Annotated in this window: 21 protein-coding genes and 2 pseudogenes; 17 read left to right on the forward strand and 6 right to left on the reverse strand. The window is 59.7% G+C overall.

What is annotated here, in order from left to right; translation table 11 throughout:
- Together KQH55_RS05100 and KQH55_RS05105 are read left to right on the forward strand one after the other, a co-directional pair.
- A partial coding sequence (locus KQH55_RS05100; protein ID WP_235090321.1) for a thioesterase domain-containing protein occupies positions 1 to 516 on the forward strand: 516 nt, incomplete at its 5' end.
- Positions 517 to 576: 60 nt separating this feature from the next.
- Entirely contained in the window at positions 577 to 1,149 is a 573-nt protein-coding gene (locus tag KQH55_RS05105; RefSeq protein WP_170872379.1) for a hypothetical protein, read from the forward strand.
- 251 nt (positions 1,150 to 1,400) lie between these two features.
- Here the strand turns inward: KQH55_RS05105 and KQH55_RS05110 are convergent.
- Positions 1,401 to 1,592, reverse strand: a pseudogene (locus tag KQH55_RS05110) (IS3 family transposase); the annotation flags it as partial.
- Between the two features lie 226 nt (positions 1,593 to 1,818).
- On the opposite strand from KQH55_RS05110, the gene rimO reads away from it, so the two are divergent.
- On the forward strand, positions 1,819 to 3,156 hold the full coding sequence (gene rimO / locus KQH55_RS05115) for a 30S ribosomal protein S12 methylthiotransferase RimO (RefSeq protein ID WP_212667372.1): 1,338 nt from the start codon (positions 1,819 to 1,821) through the stop codon (positions 3,154 to 3,156).
- Positions 3,157 to 3,159: 3 nt separating this feature from the next.
- Here the strand turns inward: rimO and KQH55_RS05120 are convergent, their stop codons facing one another.
- Positions 3,160 to 3,558, reverse strand: a complete 399-nt coding sequence (locus tag KQH55_RS05120; RefSeq protein ID WP_076794898.1) for a hypothetical protein — start codon at positions 3,556 to 3,558, stop codon at positions 3,160 to 3,162.
- 108 nt (positions 3,559 to 3,666) lie between these two features.
- Here KQH55_RS05120 and KQH55_RS05125 point away from each other — a divergent pair, with 108 nt between their 5' ends.
- Positions 3,667 to 4,242, forward strand: coding sequence for a hypothetical protein (locus KQH55_RS05125; RefSeq protein WP_076787190.1), 576 nt, complete (start codon positions 3,667 to 3,669; stop codon positions 4,240 to 4,242).
- 17 nt (positions 4,243 to 4,259) lie between these two features.
- Positions 4,260 to 5,480 carry a cystathionine beta-lyase gene (locus tag KQH55_RS05130; RefSeq protein WP_235090322.1) on the forward strand — a complete coding sequence of 407 codons (1,221 nt, stop codon included), beginning with the start codon at positions 4,260 to 4,262 and terminating at the stop codon, positions 5,478 to 5,480.
- A 46-nt stretch (positions 5,481 to 5,526) separates the two neighbouring features.
- On the opposite strand, the gene serB is transcribed toward KQH55_RS05130, so the two are convergent.
- Positions 5,527 to 6,366, reverse strand: coding sequence for a phosphoserine phosphatase SerB (serB, locus tag KQH55_RS05135; RefSeq protein ID WP_235090323.1), 840 nt, complete (start codon positions 6,364 to 6,366; stop codon positions 5,527 to 5,529).
- Between the two features lie 83 nt (positions 6,367 to 6,449).
- The gene (locus KQH55_RS16810) at positions 6,450 to 6,752 is read right to left on the reverse strand and encodes a hypothetical protein (protein ID WP_076794903.1); all 303 of its coding nucleotides are present in this window, start codon (positions 6,750 to 6,752) and stop codon (positions 6,450 to 6,452) included.
- A 653-nt stretch (positions 6,753 to 7,405) separates the two neighbouring features.
- Between KQH55_RS16810 and KQH55_RS05145 the strand changes: the two genes are divergently transcribed.
- A complete protein-coding gene (locus KQH55_RS05145) occupies positions 7,406 to 8,422 on the forward strand; it encodes an IS110 family transposase (RefSeq protein WP_235090324.1) in 1,017 nt (338 codons plus the stop codon).
- Positions 8,423 to 9,102: 680 nt separating this feature from the next.
- On the forward strand, positions 9,103 to 9,675 hold the full coding sequence (locus tag KQH55_RS05150) for a DUF6013 family protein (protein ID WP_235090325.1): 573 nt from the start codon (positions 9,103 to 9,105) through the stop codon (positions 9,673 to 9,675).
- 2 nt (positions 9,676 to 9,677) lie between these two features.
- Here KQH55_RS05150 and KQH55_RS05155 read toward each other — a convergent pair.
- Positions 9,678 to 9,785 (reverse strand): annotated as a pseudogene (locus tag KQH55_RS05155) (ABC transporter permease); the annotation flags it as partial.
- Between the two features lie 32 nt (positions 9,786 to 9,817).
- Between KQH55_RS05155 and KQH55_RS16815 the strand changes: the two are divergent.
- The 3 genes from KQH55_RS16815 (at position 9,818) to KQH55_RS05170 (ending at position 12,794) form a co-directional block, all read left to right on the forward strand.
- On the forward strand, positions 9,818 to 10,015 hold the full coding sequence (locus tag KQH55_RS16815; protein ID WP_076794908.1) for a hypothetical protein: 198 nt from the start codon (positions 9,818 to 9,820) through the stop codon (positions 10,013 to 10,015).
- Positions 10,016 to 10,176: 161 nt separating this feature from the next.
- A complete protein-coding gene (locus tag KQH55_RS05165; protein ID WP_235090326.1) occupies positions 10,177 to 11,769 on the forward strand; it encodes an ABC-F family ATPase in 1,593 nt (530 codons plus the stop codon).
- Positions 11,766 to 12,794 carry a type II asparaginase gene (locus KQH55_RS05170; RefSeq protein WP_235090327.1) on the forward strand — a complete coding sequence of 343 codons (1,029 nt, stop codon included), beginning with the start codon at positions 11,766 to 11,768 and terminating at the stop codon, positions 12,792 to 12,794. The genes KQH55_RS05165 and KQH55_RS05170 overlap by 4 nt, the downstream gene beginning before the upstream one ends.
- A 371-nt stretch (positions 12,795 to 13,165) precedes the next feature.
- On the opposite strand, the gene KQH55_RS05175 is transcribed toward KQH55_RS05170, so the two are convergent.
- Positions 13,166 to 13,492, reverse strand: a complete 327-nt coding sequence (locus KQH55_RS05175; RefSeq protein WP_170872381.1) for a hypothetical protein — start codon at positions 13,490 to 13,492, stop codon at positions 13,166 to 13,168.
- A 397-nt stretch (positions 13,493 to 13,889) separates the two neighbouring features.
- Between KQH55_RS05175 and KQH55_RS05180 the strand changes: the two genes are divergently transcribed.
- The 7 genes from KQH55_RS05180 (at position 13,890) to KQH55_RS05210 (ending at position 19,119) form a co-directional block, all read left to right on the forward strand.
- A complete protein-coding gene (locus KQH55_RS05180) occupies positions 13,890 to 14,978 on the forward strand; it encodes a hypothetical protein (protein ID WP_235090328.1) in 1,089 nt (362 codons plus the stop codon).
- 364 nt (positions 14,979 to 15,342) lie between these two features.
- Positions 15,343 to 15,720 carry a 30S ribosomal protein S6 gene (gene rpsF, locus KQH55_RS05185; RefSeq protein ID WP_076794918.1) on the forward strand — a complete coding sequence of 126 codons (378 nt, stop codon included), beginning with the start codon at positions 15,343 to 15,345 and terminating at the stop codon, positions 15,718 to 15,720.
- Positions 15,721 to 15,765: 45 nt separating this feature from the next.
- Complete coding sequence (priB, locus tag KQH55_RS05190) at positions 15,766 to 16,068, forward strand: primosomal replication protein N (RefSeq protein ID WP_076797170.1); 303 nt, start codon at positions 15,766 to 15,768, stop codon at positions 16,066 to 16,068.
- A 2-nt stretch (positions 16,069 to 16,070) separates the two neighbouring features.
- Entirely contained in the window at positions 16,071 to 16,346 is a 276-nt protein-coding gene (gene rpsR / locus KQH55_RS05195; RefSeq protein WP_076785003.1) for a 30S ribosomal protein S18, read from the forward strand.
- A gap of 26 nt (positions 16,347 to 16,372) precedes the next feature.
- Positions 16,373 to 16,825 (forward strand): 50S ribosomal protein L9, encoded by a 453-nt coding sequence (rplI, locus tag KQH55_RS05200; RefSeq protein WP_076785002.1) that lies wholly within the window; start codon positions 16,373 to 16,375, stop codon positions 16,823 to 16,825.
- A 112-nt stretch (positions 16,826 to 16,937) separates the two neighbouring features.
- On the forward strand, positions 16,938 to 18,326 hold the full coding sequence (locus tag KQH55_RS05205) for a replicative DNA helicase (RefSeq protein ID WP_076785001.1): 1,389 nt from the start codon (positions 16,938 to 16,940) through the stop codon (positions 18,324 to 18,326).
- Positions 18,327 to 18,492: 166 nt separating this feature from the next.
- Complete coding sequence (locus tag KQH55_RS05210) at positions 18,493 to 19,119, forward strand: DUF47 domain-containing protein (protein ID WP_076787181.1); 627 nt, start codon at positions 18,493 to 18,495, stop codon at positions 19,117 to 19,119.
- Positions 19,120 to 19,130: the final 11 nt, after the last annotated feature.

Here is a 19,130-nt window from a genome sequence, read left to right on the forward strand (position 1 = left end):
AGCTTCGGCGGCAATGTGGCGCATAGCATGGCTGTTCGACTCGAACACCAGGGCGAAAAAGTGGCGTTGCTGGCGTTACTGGATAGTACCCCTCTTGTAAGCAGCAACGCCTTTGCAGAGAAAGAAAATCAACTTGACCAAGCGATGATTAGAGAGGTGTTTGCCGCCCATTATGGCAATGAGTTAGTCTCGTCGATGGATGAACATTTATTGGAAAATACCGAGGAAATTGCAAAGAATAATGGGCGTATCGTAAGAAATTGTTCTCCATCGCAGTACGGCGGTGATGCGCTATTGTTTCGAGCCACGGTAGCAGAGGCGGGATGTGAAACGCTCGTCACGCCTGATGCGTGGAAACCGTATGTGCGGGGGAATATCGAAGTTTGCAATGTTCACTGCAGTCATGGAGCAATGCTCAAGCCGGAAGCGACGGCCCTCATTGGTCCCATCCTAGCCCGCAAGCTAAATGAATTGGAGCATCAACAAGCTCAAGGACAGACGAATGCGGTACGATAAACTTTACAGTGCAGAAATGCTCAATACCCTTAAGCGCGAATTCGATCGCGCTAACCGATAGTGGTCATAGTTAGCCTGCCCGATAATGACAGTGCAGCACACGAGCTGAACGATGTGTTGCAATGGTTCGACGCGGACCGCGGCGAATTCGTGTGGCTTGAGCAGCTGATCGCGCAACACCCAGCCGCGTTTTTTGCAAGCAACCGGTTCAAGCCGGGTGGTGTGCATGCCGATGTCGAAACGACGTTCTCGATGGTCGATCTTCCTGAGACAGCGGCGTTGCCTGACGCACACGCCGCACATTTGTTCGACGACGTGTTTAGCCGCGCCATGCCGGTCGCGTCGCCGGCCTTCGTCGGACACATGACCTCGTCGCTGCCGTCGTTTTTACCGTCGCTGATTAATCTGAGTATTGACAATGCGAAATATTTCGTATTATTGATAAAAAGTCAGAAAAATTTTGAGCTTGTCATTGCGCCGCGGCTATGCATCCTGTTATATCGTTACGTGCTGGAGTGGGTGCGTGAAGCATTAACCAACGGCCCGTGTTATTGCAGCCCGCTATGCAAGATGCAAAAGTGCCTAGCACGCTCTAGCCCATGCTGTTCTGGTTATGCTTGGCAAGCGCAGTAAGAAAACTCCTTGAAAGTATGATGCCGCTCAGCGTGCAGGAGATTTGCCGATTGCTATGTCGTCTTGTCACATCGGAGTGCAGTCGCAGCTAGCGCGGCCATCGACGGTCAGTCGCTGCATCGAACAACAAGGGCTCCGGTTGGGTGTCGGGCCAAGAGTTAAAGCTTGACATGGTGGCAGCAAATTACCTCTGCGTAGACGACTAATGGTTAAGTCGCTTTGTGTCAAGCAGTCGCGTGGTGGTGTCCAACGAACGCGCGGGTCTTCTCGGCAGTGTAGCCCGAGCAGTGATTCGTGAGCCGTTCGGTTTCCGCCGGCGCCTTCAGCGCGTTGCCAAAGCGATGTTTCACAGCTGCGAGCATCACATCATGCACGATGTCCCCGCTGTGGCCGCCGGTCGTCGCCCAGTTCGTCGCCTCGCGGTCGCAGCGGTTAAGCGCAAACGCGGTAGAGGTATTCCTAATGTCAGCCACGGCTTTCCGGCGCCGCAGCCGACGCTCGATGTGATCTGTATGGGCCTCTGTCGATCGGCGAGCATGTGGCCGGCGCCCGACACGGTAAAATGTTGCTTTGTCGGCGCAAGGCGCTAGAAACCTTCACCAGTACGGTACATTAGTGAAAAGCCATCACAACGCAAAGGTTAGGCCGGATTGTGTGCCCAAAGTCGGCATGGTCAGCCTCGGGTGCCCAAAGGCGCTTGTCGATTCCGAGCAGATCATCACGCAACTGCGCGCGGAAGGCTACCAGATCTGCGGTACCTATGACGGTGCAGATCTGGTCGTCGTCAATACGTGCGGCTTTATCGATGAGGCCGTGCAGGAAAGTCTTGACGCGATCGGTGAAGCACTGGCCGAGAATGGCAAGGTTATCGTCACCGGCTGCCTGGGGGCGAAAAAGAACGCGAGCGGCACTGGCCTGATCGAGCAGGTTCATCCGAAGGTGCTCGCCGTAACCGGCCCGCATGCGCTCGGTGAAGTGATGCAGGCCGTCCATGCGCATTTGCCCAAGCCGCATGATCCGTTTGTCGATCTGGTGCCGGCGGCCGGCATCAAGCTCACGCCGAAACACTATGCGTACCTGAAGATCTCCGAGGGGTGTAATCACCGCTGTACGTTTTGCATCATTCCGTCGATGCGCGGGGATCTCGTCTCGCGTCCGGTCGCGGAAGTTATGCTCGAAGCTGAGAACCTGTTCAAGTCCGGCGTCAAAGAACTGCTGGTGATCTCGCAGGACACGAGCGCGTATGGCGTCGATGTGAAGTTCCGCACCGGCTTCTGGAATGGCCGCCCATTGAAGACGCGCATGAACGAGCTTGCCGCGGCGCTCGGCGAACTGGCGGCCCACTATGGTGCCTGGGTGCGGTTGCACTATGTGTATCCGTATCCGAGCGTCGACGAAATCGTGCCGCTGATGGCCGACGGCCCGTATCGTGGCCACCTGCTGCCGTACCTGGACGTGCCACTACAACATGCCGATCCGGAGGTGCTCCGGCGGATGAAGCGGCCCGCGAACGCCGAAAAAACGCTGGAACGCGTGCGGGCATGGCGCGAAGCGTGCCCGGACCTGACGATACGTAGCACGTTCATCGCCGGCTTTCCGGGAGAAACCGAAGCGCAGTTCGAGACGTTGCTGGATTTTATCCGCGAGGCGCAACTGGACCGAGTCGGCTGTTTCGCCTATTCCCCTGTCGAAGGGGCAAGCGCGAACGAACTTGATGGCGCGCTGCCGGACGACGTGCGCGAGGCGCGTCGCGCGAGATTCATGGCGGTTGCCGAATCGGTCTCCGCCGAGCGTTTGAAGCGCAAGGTCGGCAAGACGCTGAAGGTGTTGATCGACGAGGTCAACGCCGATGGGGGCATCGGGCGCTCGGCGGCGGACGCGCCAGAAATCGACGGCGTGGTCTACGTGTCGCCGGCCAGCAAGGCATCGCGGCGCTATAAGGTTGGCGATTTTGTGAGCGTTAGGATCACTGGTGCGGACGGGCACGACCTGTGGGGCGACGTCTAAGCACTACTCGTCCTCGGGCAGCGCCGGCTTGAAGCTGGGATTGATCGGCTTGTTCAGCGGCCCCTTGACCGGCAGCACCTTGACAACAGGTCCATGGTTGGTCTGGGTCGCGACGATATCGTATGAAATGTCCCCGGTGCACGTGTGCGCGATCCAGCGCTGCGGCTTACCGGGCGCTGGCGCCGCGTCGGACGGCTTCTCGATATTCTGCACGCTGTCACAACCGGAGCGCATCGACGCATCCAGCCGCACCATGTTGTCCGCCGAGCGGCTCGCCGGCGCGAGGTCCGGCGCGGCGGGCTGGCGGTGCACGAACGGGATCGACCATGAATTGCAGGCGGCAAGCACTGTGCTCGCCGAAACGATGGCGGCGATGCTTGCCGCGCGCTTGAAAACTGCCATTGCGATTCCTCAAACAACGCCTGTACGGTCTTTGCCGCCGTGCGTGGCGGCAAGACTCGGATCATACTCGCTTGCGCCGATATACTGATAACGTTACCTTTTCGACACCTGCCGATGAAGTCCATTGCTTGTATTTCCATTACCTGCGCGATTCCGTTCGTGTTGTCGGCCTGCGGCGCACCGCAGCCGCGCAGCAGCGCCGCCGACGCGGATGTCGGCCCATCACGGGCGGCCGTACGCGCGCTGGCGCCGCCTGAGCTGCCGCTCAAGCCCAATCCACAATACGCGGACTTTCCGCTGTACACCGGCACGCTCGGCGCACGGCCGATCGAAATGCGCTTGGGTGCGAAGTCCGATGACCCGACCGGCGTGCATGGCGAATACCGTTTCCTCGATGGTACCGCTGGGGTCATCCTTGTGGCCGGTGAGCTGGACAACGGCACGTTGCAGATCGAGGAATCGGACGACGGCACGCACATTACGGGCAACTGGGTTGGCAAGGTGGCCGTGGACGGCAGCATCCAGGGCGAGCGGATGAATTTGGACGATTCCGCGCCGCAATCGTTCGAGTTGCAACCGTCCAACGCGGCCGCCCGCGGTGCGCGCTCTCCGATTCATGGGGCCGTTATCGGCGCGCCGTCGCGCCATGTTGGCGGCATGTCGAATCTGACGACAGGCCAATGAACCAGGATGGTGAAACGATGACAAAAGATTTTTCCGTCGTGCCCGCCAATGCCGTACCCGCTGATGCCGCGTGCGACCCGCAGACCGAGTTGCTTCATCCCGCCGCGCCTGTGCAGCCCGGCTTTGAATCGTTTTCGGTGCCGACCGCACGGGCATCGACCGTGATATTCCCGGACTTAGCGTCGATGCGCGCGCTGGATTGGCGCAGTGATGCGCAGTGGCGCTATGGTCTGCATGCGACGCCGACGTCGGTGGCCTTGCAGCAGCGCATCGCAGCGATCGAAGGCGGGCGTTATGCCTTGCTGCAGCCTTCCGGCCTATCTTCGATCTCGAATGTCTATTTCGCCTTCGTGAAAGCGGGTGACGACGTGCTGGTCCCAGACAACGTTTATTCCCCCAATCGCGAGCATGGCGACTGGCTCGCGCAGGATTTCGGGATCACGGTCCGCTATTACGATCCGATGGTTGGCTCGGGCATTGCCGCGCTGCTGCGGCCAAATACGAGGCTGATCTGGCTGGAGGCACCCGGGTCTGTAACGATGGAAGTGCCGGACGTGCCCGCCATCACGGCGATCGCGCGCAAGCGCGGCATCGTGACAGCAATCGACAATACCTATTCGGCTGGCCTCGTGTTCAAGCCGTTCGAGCATGGGGTCGACATCTCGGTGCAAGCCCTGACGAAGTACCAGTCCGGCGGCAGCGACGTGCTGATGGGCGCGACAATCACGACGGACCACGATTTGTACCTGGCGATGAAGCGGGCCCGGATGCGCGTCGGCCTCGGCGTGTCGGCCGACGATTGCTCGCTGGTGCTGCGCGGGTTGCCGTCGATGCAAGTGCGCTACCGCGCGCACGAGCGCAGCGCGTTGGCGATTGCCGGTTGGCTGAAGGGCCGCCCGGAGGTCGCCGCGGTACTGCATCCGGCATTTGAAGACTGCCCGGGCCACGCATATTGGAAGCGGGATTTCACCGGTGCAGGAGGATTGTTTTCGGTGGTGTTCGATCCACGCTATACGAGCGCGCAGATCGATGCATTCGTCGAGGGGCTCGAGCTATTTGCGCTCGGCTGGAGTTGGGGTGGCGCGCATAGTATCGCGATGCCGTATGACATTGCGGCGATGCGTACCGTCAGTACGTGGCCACATCGTGGCGTGCTGGTGCGTTTCTATATCGGCCTGGAGCACGAAGCCGACTTGCGCGCCGACATCGAACGCAGTCTGACGCGGCACTTGCGATGACGTATCGCGCGCCGGCGACCTTGCGATCGCTGGTCATGCTGCTGCGTCAGTCGAACAGGCGCAGTAGGCCGTCGAGCCCGACGTGATCGAACGCGCAGCTGGCGCGCTCACGCACCAGTGGCTTGGCGCGGAACGCGACTGACCAGCCGGCCGATGCCATCATCGGCAAGTCATTCGAGCCGTCGCCGAGTGCGATCGCGCGTGATGGTTCGATGCCGAGTTGGGCACACGTGTCGAGCAACGTGCGCGCTTTCACGTCGCCATTGACAATTTCGCCGACCACGCGGCCGGTCAGCTTGCCGTCGACAATCTCCAGTGTGTTCGCCCGTGTGAAATCGAGCCCGAGCTGAGACTTTAGGCGCTCAGTGAAGAACGTGAAACCGCCCGACACCAGCAGGGTTCGCAGACCGGCGGCACGCGCGCCGTCGAGCATGGCCTGCGCGCCGGGCGACAGGCGCAAGCGCTGCTCGTACACGTTCGCGAGCACATTGGCGTCCAGACCGGTGAGCAGGCTGACGCGCCGCACCAGGCTTTCGTTGAAATCCTTGATTTCGCCGCGCATCGCCGCCTCGGTGATGGCCGCCACCTGCGTCTTCAAACCGCAGAAGTCGGCGATTTCGTCGATGCACTCGATCGTGATTAGCGTCGAGTCCATATCCATTGCGACGAGGCCAAAATCCGCGAGCCGACGCGGTGGAACATACGCATGGTCGAGCTGGTGCGCGCCACAGTATGCGGCGATATCGGCGCGTTGCGACGGACTCACGTCGCGCACGCGCAGCGCGTGCGCGTCAAGGCGTTCGGCATGCGTGCCGCTCGCCAACGCGGTTAGCAGTCGCAGTTGGTCGTCGGACAGCGGCGCGGCGCTTTGGATCACTAGATTCATCGTTCTACAGGTGTCGGTCGTCAATGCGGATCGGCGGCGATCCGGGCCGCGTGCGTCGCGGCAAAAGCGGCTATTGTAGCGGCTCACCGCGCGGCATTGCTGGGCCTGCCGTGCGGCGCGGTCACCACGGGGCTGCGCGCCGGCTCGATGCAGTCATATCGACTGGGTGGCTTGACGGTGGCGTCCAACCTTGTCCCCGCGATCCTCCGACGCGTATAGCTGCCGAACGCGAATAGCAGCGCCACGCCGAATGCCATGGTAGCCATGGTGGCGGTCAGAATCGTGAACGACACGGGTCGGACCAGGACGATGTCCGCGAGCGTCTGTGTGCGCTGCACAGCCTGAGCGGCTTGCCGGAACGGCAATGGTTTGATATGGCTCGCCACGCCGGTTACAAAGATTACTTTGACGTTGTCAAAGGATCGAACGAGACCGCTGAAGAACGTTGTACCTGGGCGGTCAGAAACCATTCGATACCACGCACAATCACCCCTTGAAGATTTTTAGGTTCTTCACCGTCGTCTGGACACGTCAGGAAATGGTCGCCACACGGGATATACTCGGACACAAAGGGCCGATCGTGATGAGGTAGGCAATACCCGCCTCATAGTTGACTGCGGGCGCAGTTTGATCACGTCTCCCCTGGACCAAATAAAGCTGTGCGTTGGATGCGAGCGCATCTTCGGCCGATGATGTTAAGCCAATAGTACGCCAGTAGGCCGCTTGGTACCCAGCGATTGTCTCACTCGAATTGCGTCTCTGATCTCGACGCACTTGCTCCCACCGAGCCAAAGTCGATTGTAATCGGCTAAGTGGGTTGTTCGATTCGGGCGCCGATATGAAGCCCCAGTAGTCCCCCCGAACCGGTCAGCGCGGTGTGGGGATTGGCTAGCGTGTGTCCTACCCCAAATCCTGAGATAAGCAGCAAATGGGATACGTTTTTCGACAATGTAGCGAAGCGTGCTGCTATAGAAACGCCTTCGGAACCAGCAACAATCACATGCTGTAATTGTCTCTGCGACTTACTTTGGAGGCGGACATGGAAACGTATGTGGGTCTCGATGTGTCCCAAAAGGTTACGGCAATCTGCGTTGTTGATCGCGATGGGAAGAGCGTATGGCACGGATGCGTCATCTCGAACCCTGAGGAGATCGCCCGAGCTATTCGCCTACATGCGCCGGAGGCGGTGCGAGTCGGCATGGAGACGGGGCCACTCGCCGTATGGCTATACCATAGCTTACGAGCCGATGATATCCCGGTTGATTGCATTCATGCTCGCCATGTCCACGCGGCTCTGGCGACCCAACTGAACAAGACGGATACTAACGACGCACGCGGCATCGCTCAGCTCACGCGCAGCGGATGGTACCGCGGTGTCGAGGTCAAGAGCATGGCTAGCCACGAAGTGCGACTTCTGCTGACCGCGCGGGGAAAACTTGTGAGCATGCGAACGGGTCTATATAACCAGGTTCGGGGCGTACTTAAGACGTTTGGCGTCATCCTGCCTGCAGGTAAAGGTGTGACATTTGAACGGCTTGTTGAGCAAAACATGCCCCCCTCATCTCTCGTACAAGGCGTACTTGATATCCTAATAGATAGCTTGCGCCATATTGGAACTCAAATTAATGCACTGGATCAGGCCATCCGTCGCGTGGCTCAAGCAAGTCCGGTCTGCCGACGCTTGATGACCGTGCCCGGCGTGGGCTCGCTGACTGCAGTGGCGTTTGCATCGGCCGTTGATAATCCTGAGCGCTTCTCAAGCGTGCGTGACATTGGGCCCTACCTGGGGCTGACGCCGACGAAATATCAATCCGGCAATGTCGATCGTAACGCAGGCATTTCGAAGGCAGGATGTCGGCTTACGCGCCATCTACTGTTCGAAGCGGCGTCCTCTCTCATCTCCCGATACCGGCAAAACTGCGATCTGAGACGATGGGCACTAACGCTTATTCCTCGCATTGGCGCTCGCAAGGCGATGGTCGCCACCGCGCGCAAATTAGCGACCGTACTGCTTTCTATGTGGAAGGGGCAAACAGACTTCAAGGCGATCAGATAGTGGATTCGATTTGACTATTTGCACTGCCAGAGCCGAATACTTCATTCAGGCTGATTACGTCGCCGCAGCGATTCCTTCACTCTCTTTGCGGTCCCACCGCGGCAATCACATCGGAACGCTGTAGCGACTTTCAAACGGCACGTTGTGGCGCACTGCGACCACGTAGACGACAACGAGACGGCCTCTAGGAAGCATTGCAACAGAGAGTAAGCTTATTGACAGGAATTAGACGATAAAGGGCTGACGATCGATCCAGCCGCGCCGCCGAAGGTCGTTGACAATGGTCTGCAATGCTTCCAAGCGCGCTTGCATATTTGCCATCTTTTTAAACGTGGATGAACATCCGGAGTCGGTTTCGCGTGCGAAGCGTTCTTCGATACCAGGGTGCTCCACTACAACCAGGGAAGTACATCGGGCGACGCAACAAGTCTCAAGAAAGCTCGCGAAGCCATACCGTGCTTTGCCTGGATAACAGGGAGTGGAGATCGCGGGAGAATGGCAGTATGCCAACTGGACGTGCCGCCTCTAACGTTATTCAAACAAGATCGTGGTGGGTTTTCATGCTGGTGCGTGTAGCCCATAGCGGCAATGCGGCATGGCCGCCCGTCGCGGCATGCGCGATGCGCGCTACACTGGCAAACAAGATCCGTTCCATGTATAGATAGCAAGGAGGCGATAACATGATGTCAAGCCGTTTGTGCACCCGATACTGCGCAGCAATCCGCCGTGTCGTGGCGCGGCTGGGACCGTTGATGCTGCCCATGGTACTCGTCGTGCCGGTGAGCGCCATGGCGCAGCTGCAACCGTTGCCCGAGGCGTCTGCGCCGCGGGTGAAGTACACCGTCAAAGTGACGTCGAAAACGTACGGTAATGCGGAGCAAACGCGTATCGTCCGCTCCGGACAGACCGATGACTACACGTGGCGCATGCCCGCTCCCGGAGCGCCACCCTCGGTGCCGCCGCGTTGCCCCGGTGCGTCCGGCGTGCCAGTCGATGCTACTGGCACGCCGATCCGGCAAATCCAACTCAGGCTCGCCCCGATCGTTGAGAACCATGTGGCGAACCTGCAACTGTACTTCAACGGCCGCGCGGTGCAGGGCACATCGACCGTGATGGTCGATGGCAAGCCGTTGGCCTGTCCCAAAACCGTGTTGTTCACCCAAGTCACCCGGCTATCGTTACCGATCAATGGCAAGACCAAGACGTTGACGTTGTCGGACGGCACGCGGTTGTCGCTGTCCGCCCAGTACTAGTGGCGCGTGGCCAACTCCTCGGTCATGCGCTCCGGCCGGAGCGACACGCCGGTCAATGTGTTACTCAGGATCATGCTGACGATCGGTCTAGCATATAGAGGCTCGTGCCAGTGCCTCTGAGAGAGGCTCATAGCAGAGAGAAATGCAAACTACTGCAAATAGGCTGACAGCGGCCACCCCCATAAGCCGGCCCAATCTGCTGAGCTTTCGCAAGGACGTGTCGTTTGCAGCGCGCGCCACGCTCACGCGTTACCTGGCGCAGGTGCCGGACCACGCGACGCTGATCATCGATGCGCAGCGGGCAGACTTCGTCGATCGAGATGTGCGCGACACGTTGTAGGCATTCGTCGACGATGCGCCGCGGCGCGGCATGACGATCGAGATGCTGCACTGGCCACCGCGCTGCGCGCCGGCTCGGTCGCGCCTTGGCTGGTCCCTGCCGCGGGCGCTGGGATGGTAAAATGACCGGCTTCTCCCGAATCCCGCCCTGAGGACGTCCCCGTGCTGTCTACCGCGAACATTACGATGCAATTCGGGCCTAAGCCCTTGTTCGAAAATATCTCCGTCAAGTTCGGCGAGGGCAACCGCTACGGGCTGATTGGCGCGAACGGCTGTGGCAAGTCGACATTCATGAAGATCCTTGGCGGCGACCTGGAGCCTAGTGCCGGTACGGTCATGCTCGAGCCGCATGTGCGTCTGGGCAAGCTGCGCCAGGACCAGTTCGCGTATGAGGACATGCGGGTGCTCGACGTCGTGATGATGGGCCACACCGAGATGTGGCAGGCGATGAGCGAGCGCGACGCGATCTACGCGAACTCGGAGGCCACCGATGACGACTACATGCGCGCGGCGGAGTTGGAGGCGAAGTTCGCTGAGTATGGCGGCTACACAGCTGAGGCGCGTGCTGGCGAGTTGCTGCTTGGCATCGGCATCGCGATCGAGGACCATAATGGGCCGATGAGCAACATCGCGCCCGGATGGAAGCTGCGCGTGCTGCTGGCGCAGGCGCTGTTCTCCGACCCAGACGTGCTGCTGCTGGACGAGCCGACGAATAACCTGGACATCAATTCGATCCGCTGGCTCGAGAACATCCTGAACGAGCGGGATTCGACGATGATCATCATCTCGCACGATCGGCACTTCCTGAACCAGGTCTGCACGCACATGGCGGATATGGACTATGGCACGCTGAAAATCTATCCGGGCAACTACGATGATTACATGCTCGCGTCGGCGCAGGCGCGTGAGCGGCAGGCCGCCGCGAATGCGAAGGCCAAGGAGCGCATTGCGGACCTGCAGGATTTTGTGCGTCGCTTTTCCGCGAACAAGTCCAAGGCGCGTCAGGCGACGAGCCGGCTCAAGCAGATCGATAAGATCAAGATCGAGGAATTCAAGCCGTCGTCGCGGCAGAATCCATTCATCCGCTTCGAGTTCGACAAGAAGCTGCACAACATCGCGGTGCTCGCCGAACAGATCACGAAGCAATATGACCGGATGATCTTCCAGAACCTGGACCTGTCCGTGCAGCCGGGCGAGAAGATCGCCATCGTTGGCGAGAATGGTGCCGGTAAGACCACGTTGCTGCGTTCATTGTTCGGCAACCTGCCGTTGGATCATGGGCGCGTGAAGTGGGCCGAGAACGCGAATGTTGGCTACATGCCGCAGGACACGTCCGAGGCCTTTCCGGACGACGTGACGTTAACCGATTGGATTGACCAGTTTCGCCAGGAGGGCGACGACGAGACGATGGTGCGCGGCACGCTCGGGCGTCTGCTGTTTTCTGGCGATGACGTGAAGAAGTCCGTCAAGGTGCTCTCGGGCGGCGAGAAAGGACGGATGTTGTGGGGCAAGCTAATGCTCGGCCGGCATAACGTGCTGCTGATGGACGAGCCGACGAACCACATGGACATGGAGTCGATCGAGTCGCTGCAGATCGCGCTTGAGAAATACGAAGGCACGCTGATCTTCGTGTCGCACGACCGTGAATTTGTCAACGGCCTGGCGAACCGGATCATTGAGGTCCGCCCGGACGGCACGATTGTCGACTTCAGTGGCCGCTACGACGAGTTCCTTGCCAGTCAGGGACTTGAATGAGCGTGGACGCGGCGCACCGGCCATTGCCCACGGTCGCGGTGCTGGCGACCGGCGGCACGATTGCCGGCGAGGCGGCCGACGCGGCCAGCACTGCCGGCTACAAGGCCGGTGTGGTTGGCGTGGACAGGTTGCTTGCCACTGTGCCGTCGCTGGGCAGTATCGCGAGGATCTATGCGGAGCAGGTCGCGAACATCGACAGCAAGGATATTGGCGATGCACTATGGATCACGCTAGCCCGCCGCGTCAATGCTTTGCTCGCGCAGGACGACATCGACGGGCTGGTGATCGCGCATGGCACCGATACGCTGGAGGAGACGGCGTATTGGTTGCAGCTGACTGTGGCGAGCACGAAGCCGGTCGTGGGGACCGCGGCGATGCGGCCGTTGAGTGCGTTGTCCGCCGATGGTCCGCTGAACCTGCTCAACGCGGTGACGCTTGCCGCCAATCCGCACGCCGCGGCGCGCGGCGTGCTCGTCGCGTTCGCGAACCGGATCCACGGCGCGCGCGACGTTACGAAGGTCAGCACGTATGCGATCGACGCATTCGCGTCGCCAGAAAGTGGTGTGCTCGGTTGGGTGCAGGACGGCCGCGTCGAATTCCAACGGCGCGTGACGCGTGCGCATACGGTTGAATCAGTGTTCAAGCTCGATGTCATCGAGACGCAGCACCCGCTGCCCGCGGTCCAGGTCGTCGTCAGTCATGCCGGCGCATCACGGGTGATCGTCGATGCGCTGGTCGACGCCGGCGTGCGTGGCATCGTCGTCGCCGGCACTGGCAATGGTTCGATTCACGCGACGTTGCAGCAGGCGTTGGCCGATGCGCGTGCGCGCGGTGTCGCGGTAGTGCGTGCGTCGCGCGTCGGTTCCGGACACGTGATGCGCAATGGCGCTGCGCCGGACGACGCGCTGGGCTTGGTTAGCGCCGGCACACTGAACCCATACAAAGCACGCGTGCTGCTGATGCTCGCGCTCGCGCATGGCTGGAGCGAGCCTGCGATGCTGCAGAGCCTGTTCGACCAGTACTGATTGCCGGCACGGTGCTGCGCTGATCGGCTGTTGCACACGATCCCATGTGTAGTTCTACTGATCGTCTATCGGCGCGCGCGGTGCGTGGCTGCGGTCGTTACTGCTGTTTTAAGTTCGCGTATCGACGATGATTGACCGACCATTGCGGTACTTTGGCAAAGGCCGGTCCGGGCATGTGCGACATACGTTCGGGTCCGGCTCAACCGGTTCGGCCAGCACAGGCGCAATGCATGCAGCCAGACGAAGCGAACCCAGCGAATCGCCGGCCACGGCTGACGAATAGCCGCTCGCATCGGTGGCGCATGGGTTGCCGCTTCCGCTTCTTGCATAGCCGCCATATCGACGGAGGCTATTATGGTCAGTAAGGTCAGTCACGTGAGCAACGCCCAAAACGTTGAAGGCAGCAGCCATGCTGCTGCCTTGTCGCAGACACGTCGCGGGTCAGTCAGCGGCACCGAGCGGCCGGTTGCTTCCCTGCTCGACGGGTTGCCGCGCGCTAACGAGCTGGCCGAGCAGTGTGGCGTGTCGGCGCAAAAGCCACTGCGCAACGCGCCATTAAAACCGCGCTCGTTGACTGCATTGCCAACGGAGATCTTGTACCACATCGCGAGCGTCGGCGGGCAAGACGCGCTGCAGCCGTTCCAGCGGTCGGGGAATACTCGATTGATGGCGATCGCCGACGCGATGACGCGTTCCATAACGGTCTCGAATGCGTCCGAGCTGGACGCGTTGCTGAGAGACATTCAACAGCGGCGTTATCCGCGGCTCAAGGCGTTGAGTTTTGGCAACGGTTGCATCGAAAAAGGTTGTATCGGAGAACTGAAAGTTCAACGGTTGGCTGGTTTGCTACGGAGTCCGGATTGTACAATCACTTCGCTGGATTTAAGCAAAAATCAGCTTAGTGCAAAAAGCGTGAAGTCTCTGGCGGACGCATTATGTGATCCGAACTGCCAACTCACGTCGTTGAACCTAAGCGGTTGTAGCATTTCCAGGCGAGGCGCCCAGCATCTCGGGCGGGCGCTGGTCAACCCGAATTGCAAGTTGACGTCGCTGAACTTGTACGCTAACCGGACCGGCGACGAAGGGGCCGCGCCTATGATTCAAGCGTTGGCCAACGAGCACTGCAAGCTTGAATCGCTCGACTTGGGACGTAACTCGCTGCAGGAAGCCAGTGCAGAGCAACTGAGTCGCGTATTGGGTGATCCCGCTTGCAAGCTTATGTCGCTGAACCTGAACGGGAATCACATCAGCGACGAAGGTGTCGAGCACCTGGCCCGTATGCTGTCCAACCAGCGGTGCGGTCTCACGACGCTGAGTCTATGCGGCAACGGCGTCAGCGACCGCAGTATTGAGCCTCTGTGCGCGGCGTTGGTTAATCCCGGTTGCAGTCTTACGTCGCTGGATTTGGGCAACAATCGCATTGGTGAAGCGGGCGCCGAGCATATTGGACGGGCGCTCGCCAACCCACATTGCAAGCTCACGGGGCTCAGCCTGAGCCAAAATAGCATCGCGGATGGCGGTGTGCAGTCCATCGCGCGCGCGTTGCGTGATCCCAATTGCAAACTGGTGTCACTTGATGTCAGGTTCAATGGTATCAGTGCGCAAGGTGCCGAACACTTGGGTCGTGCGCTGGGCAACGCGGGTTGTCAACTCGCCTCGCTGGATCTGCATGGCAACGGGATCGGCGCTGACGGCGCCAAGCATGTGAGCGATCCGTTGAGCCATCCCAATGGCAAGCTTGTGTCGCTTGATCTCGGCAGTAATAAAATCGGCAACGAGGGGGCAGCGCATATAGCCCGCGCGATAAGCGAGGTGAATTGCAAGGTTGCGTCGCTTAACCTTGCACTCAATGCAATCGATCAACGAGGCGTTGAGCAGGTGAGCCGAGCGCTGGCCAATCCGAGTTGCAAGGTCACGTCACTGAACCTGTCTTCCAACGCTATCGGCGCGCAGGGTGCCAAATGCCTCGGCTTCCCATTGGGGCTCGCGAACTGCAGATTGAGGTCGTTGGACCTGACGGACACGGAGATCGACGACGAAGGCGCGTTACGGTTAATTGACGTACTGCGCAGGCGTGATTACAGGCTTGCTTTGCTGAACATGGAAGACAACCCGTCGGTGAGCCCTGAAGTGCAAAGCCAGTTGCGATCCCTGAATAATGGCACGCGCCGCGTCGTCATTTGAGCTTTTAGCCGCGTTCGTGGATTGCCTGGTGCGGTCCGCCTCCTAGTGCGGCCCGCCTCTGCGGATGGAGCCAGTGAGCACTTCCAACCCGGGCTATCAGGCAAGCACAGCATGCTGCCGGCGTGTGATCAGGCTGGATGCTCGACGGCGGCCCGACCGTCGGGGTGGGCTGCCGCCAAGCACGGACGTGCTCGACTTGACGGTAACCGGTTGAGATCGCGCCAGAAACGTAGATAACCTATTAACATTGCGTGAGAAACCCAAACGCTCATTGCGCAGACCGGGCAGTTAGGATAAAATTATCTGTTTCTCGCTTGCCACACCGGTTCGACGCTCGGGTGGCTTTTATCCATAAGGAGTGTCTATGCGTCACTATGAAATCACGTTCATCGTGCACCCCGATCAGAGCGAGCAGGTGCCCGCGATGATCGACAAGTACAAGTCGACGATCACCAGCCACGGGGGCCAGATCCACCGTATCGAAGATTGGGGCCGCCGCCAGTTGGCCTACATGATCGAAAAGCTCGCGAAGGCGCACTACGTCTGCATGAACATCGAATGTGATCAAGCCACGCTCGACGAACTGGAACATGCGTTCAAGTTCAACGACGCGGTGCTGCGCCACCTGATCGTCAAGATGAAGAAGGCCGAGACCGGCCCGTCGCCAATGATGAAGGAAGTGCAGCGTGAGGAAGCGAAGAAGGCGGCTGCACAGCCGCAGACTTCCGAAGCGCAGGCATAACGTAGCGGGCAATATCAGGGAACAGGCGCAAGCCGTCGCATGCGCATGTCAAACCGGTTGCAGCTCGTGGCGAGCGTCATTGAGCGCGATCCAGTGCGTTATACGCCAGCCGGCGTGCCAATCGTCAATTGCGTGTTGCGGCACGAGTCGGAAGTCGTCGAGGCTGGTGTCAGTCGCCGCGTCGAGCTGACCATCCCGGCGCTGGCCGCCGGCGACGTCAGCAGCAAGGTGGCGGCATGCGGGTTGGGTGTTCATGTGCATTTCGACGGTTTTCTGGCCCGACGACACCGTAACGCGAAAACCCTGGTATTTCACATCACAGCATTGCAAGATATAGAAAAGGACTGATCATGGCTCGTCCCACTGGTAAGAAATTTGACAAGCGTCGCCAGCAACAGAACCCGCTGTTCAAGCGCAAGAAGTTCTGCCGCTTCACGGCAGCCGGCGTCGAGTACATCGACTACAAGGATATCGAGACGCTGAAGGACTTCATTGGCGAAAACGGCAAGATCACGCCGGCGCGCTTGACTGGCACGAAGGCTCACTATCAACGCCAGCTCGACACGGCGATCAAGCGGGCGCGCTTCCTCGCGTTGCTGCCGTACACGGACCTGCACAAGGCCTAAGCTGGCGTCGATCAAGGAGAATTCGAATGCAAGTTATTTTGTTGGAAAAAGTCGCTAAACTCGGTAATCTGGGCGACATCATCAAGGTCAAGGACGGCTACGCACGTAACTTCCTGATTCCGCTGCGCAAGGCTCGCCGTGCGACGAAGGACGCGATCGCCGAATTCGAAGTGCGCCGTGCGGAACTTGAAAAAATCGCGGCCGACAAGCTGGCCGCTGCGCAGGCTCAGGGCGAGAAGCTGGCCGGCCTAACGCTGCAGATTACGCAGAAGTCGGGTGTCGATGGCCGTCTGTTCGGCTCGGTCACGAATCAGGACATCGCCGTCGCGCTCAAGCAACAAGGCTTCGACGTCGAAAAGGCACAGGTGCGCCTGTCGCAAGGTCCGCTGAAGATCGTGGGTGATCATCCGGTGCAAGTGGCGCTGCACACCGACGTGGTGACGGACATTACGGTGTCGGTGCTCGGCGAGCACGCGTAAGATCGCTGCGCACCTTCGGGTGTCGCATGCAAGCAGGATCCGGGTAACCGGTTCCTGCTTTTTTTGTTTCATGCCATTGCGTGAATGGCTGAATGACCGATAATCGGTGCCCATGAACGCTTCAAATCACGATCCGCAACTTGAGTCACTGAAGGTCCCGCCGCATTCGATCGAGGCCGAGCAGTCGGTGCTTGGCGGTTTACTGCTCGACAACGGCGCGTGGGACCGGATTGCGGACTTCCTGGGTCACCAGGATTTCTATCGCTTTGATCACCGGCTGATCTACGAGCACATCGGCAAGCTGATTGCCACGTCGCGGCCGGCCGATGTGATCACGGTGTTCGAGTCATTGTCCACCGCGGGCAAGGCGGACGATGTCGGCGGCCTTGCCTATCTGAATGCGCTCGCGCAGAACACGCCGAGCGCGGCGAACATCCGCCGGTATGCCGAGATCGTGCGCGACCGTGCAGTGTTGCGCAAGCTGGTGACCGTTGCCGACGAGATTGCCGGCGACGCGTTCAATCCGCAGGGCAAGGAGGTCCGGCAGCTGCTCGACGAGGCCGAGGCAAAGGTCTTCTCAATCGCGGAGGAAGGTCAGCGTGGCACGCAAGGGTTTCTCGAAATTGGGCCGTTGCTGACACAAGTAGTCGAGCGGATCGACACGCTGTACCACACGGCGAATCCGAGCGATGTGACCGGCACGCCGACCGGCTTTATCGACCTGGACCGGATGACCTCCGGGATGCACGGCGGCGAGTTGATCATTGTTGCCGGACGGCCATCGATGGGCAAAACTGCATTTTCGATGAACATCGGTGAATACGTCGCAGTCGAGTATGGTTTGCCGGTCGCGGTGTTTTCGATGGAAATGCCGGGCACGCAACTTGTGATGCGGATGCTCGGCTCGATTGGCCGGCTCGACCAACACCGGATGCGTACCGGGCGGCTGACCGACGAGGATTGGCCCAAGCTCACGCACGCGGTGCAGAAAATGAGTGAAGCGCAAATCTTTATCGACGAGACGGGCGGGCTCAATCCGATGGAATTGCGCTCGCGGGCACGGCGGCTAGCGCGTCAGTGCGGCAAGCTAGGCTTGATTATTGTCGATTATCTGCAACTCATGACTGGCTCGTCGCCGGGCGAGAACCGCGCGACAGAGATCTCCGAGATTTCGCGCTCACTCAAGGGACTGGCCAAGGAGCTTGACGTGCCGGTCATCGCGCTATCTCAGTTGAACCGGGGCCTGGAGCAGCGGCCGAACAAGCGTCCGGTCATGTCGGACCTGCGCGAATCTGGCGCGATCGAACAGGATGCGGACGTGATCCTGTTTATTTATCGCGACGAGGTTTACAACCCGGACAGCCCCGACAAGGGAACGGCCGAGATCATTATCGGCAAGCAACGGAACGGACCCATTGGGCCCGTTCGCCTGACGTTCCTAGGACCGTACACGAAATTCGATAATTTTGCTGGCGTGTCGACGTTCTACGACAGCGAATAACTGGGATTTGTCTTTAACGTCGCTCATTTATGCTCGCTCGATCGCGCGTGTCACCCTGCTGCTGCGCCGTGCCTCAGCAGCACGCGTATTGTATGTCGCGCAGGCTGGCAACGCCCAGGTACAATACTGCACTTTTGTGTCAGCGCCCATTACTTCCGAGGGATTCATGTTCGGACGCTTCATGCCTACCGAAGGCAAGTTTTTCGAAATTTTCAACGCTCACGCGAAATGTATGGTCGACGCCAGTCTCGAACTCGAGCGGTTGATCGACGACCTGCCCAATGCGGAGGTTCACAAGCAAAACGTGCAAGCGAATGAGAAACGTGCCGACAAGCTGACGCACGAATGTATCGATTTGCTGCACAAAACCTTCATCACGCCGTTGGACCGTGAAGAGGTCCATAAGCTGATCACGACGATGGACGACATCCTCGACTTGATGGAGGATGTGGCCACTGCGGTGTCGCTGTACGACGTGCGTGCGGTGACCTCCGAGGCAAACGAACTCGCGCGTGTCTGCCGGCTGACGTGCGAGCGCGTGCAGACGGCAGTGGGTCTGCTGCACGACATGAAACGCGCCAGTGCGATCCTGAAGGCCTGCGAGGAAATCGATCGTTACGAATCCGACGCAGACCGTCTGCTGCGCTCGGCGATGTCCAAGCTATTTCGCGAGGAGGACGACGTCAAGACGCTGATCAAGCTGAAGGCGATCTTCGAGTTGCTCGAAGCCGTGACGGACAAGTGCGAGGATGTCGCGAACATCATCGAAGGCATCGTGCTCGAGAACGCATAGACAGGGCAGCT

The organism is Mycetohabitans sp. B3 (genome assembly GCF_021498065.1).
Taxonomy (GTDB): domain Bacteria; phylum Pseudomonadota; class Gammaproteobacteria; order Burkholderiales; family Burkholderiaceae; genus Mycetohabitans.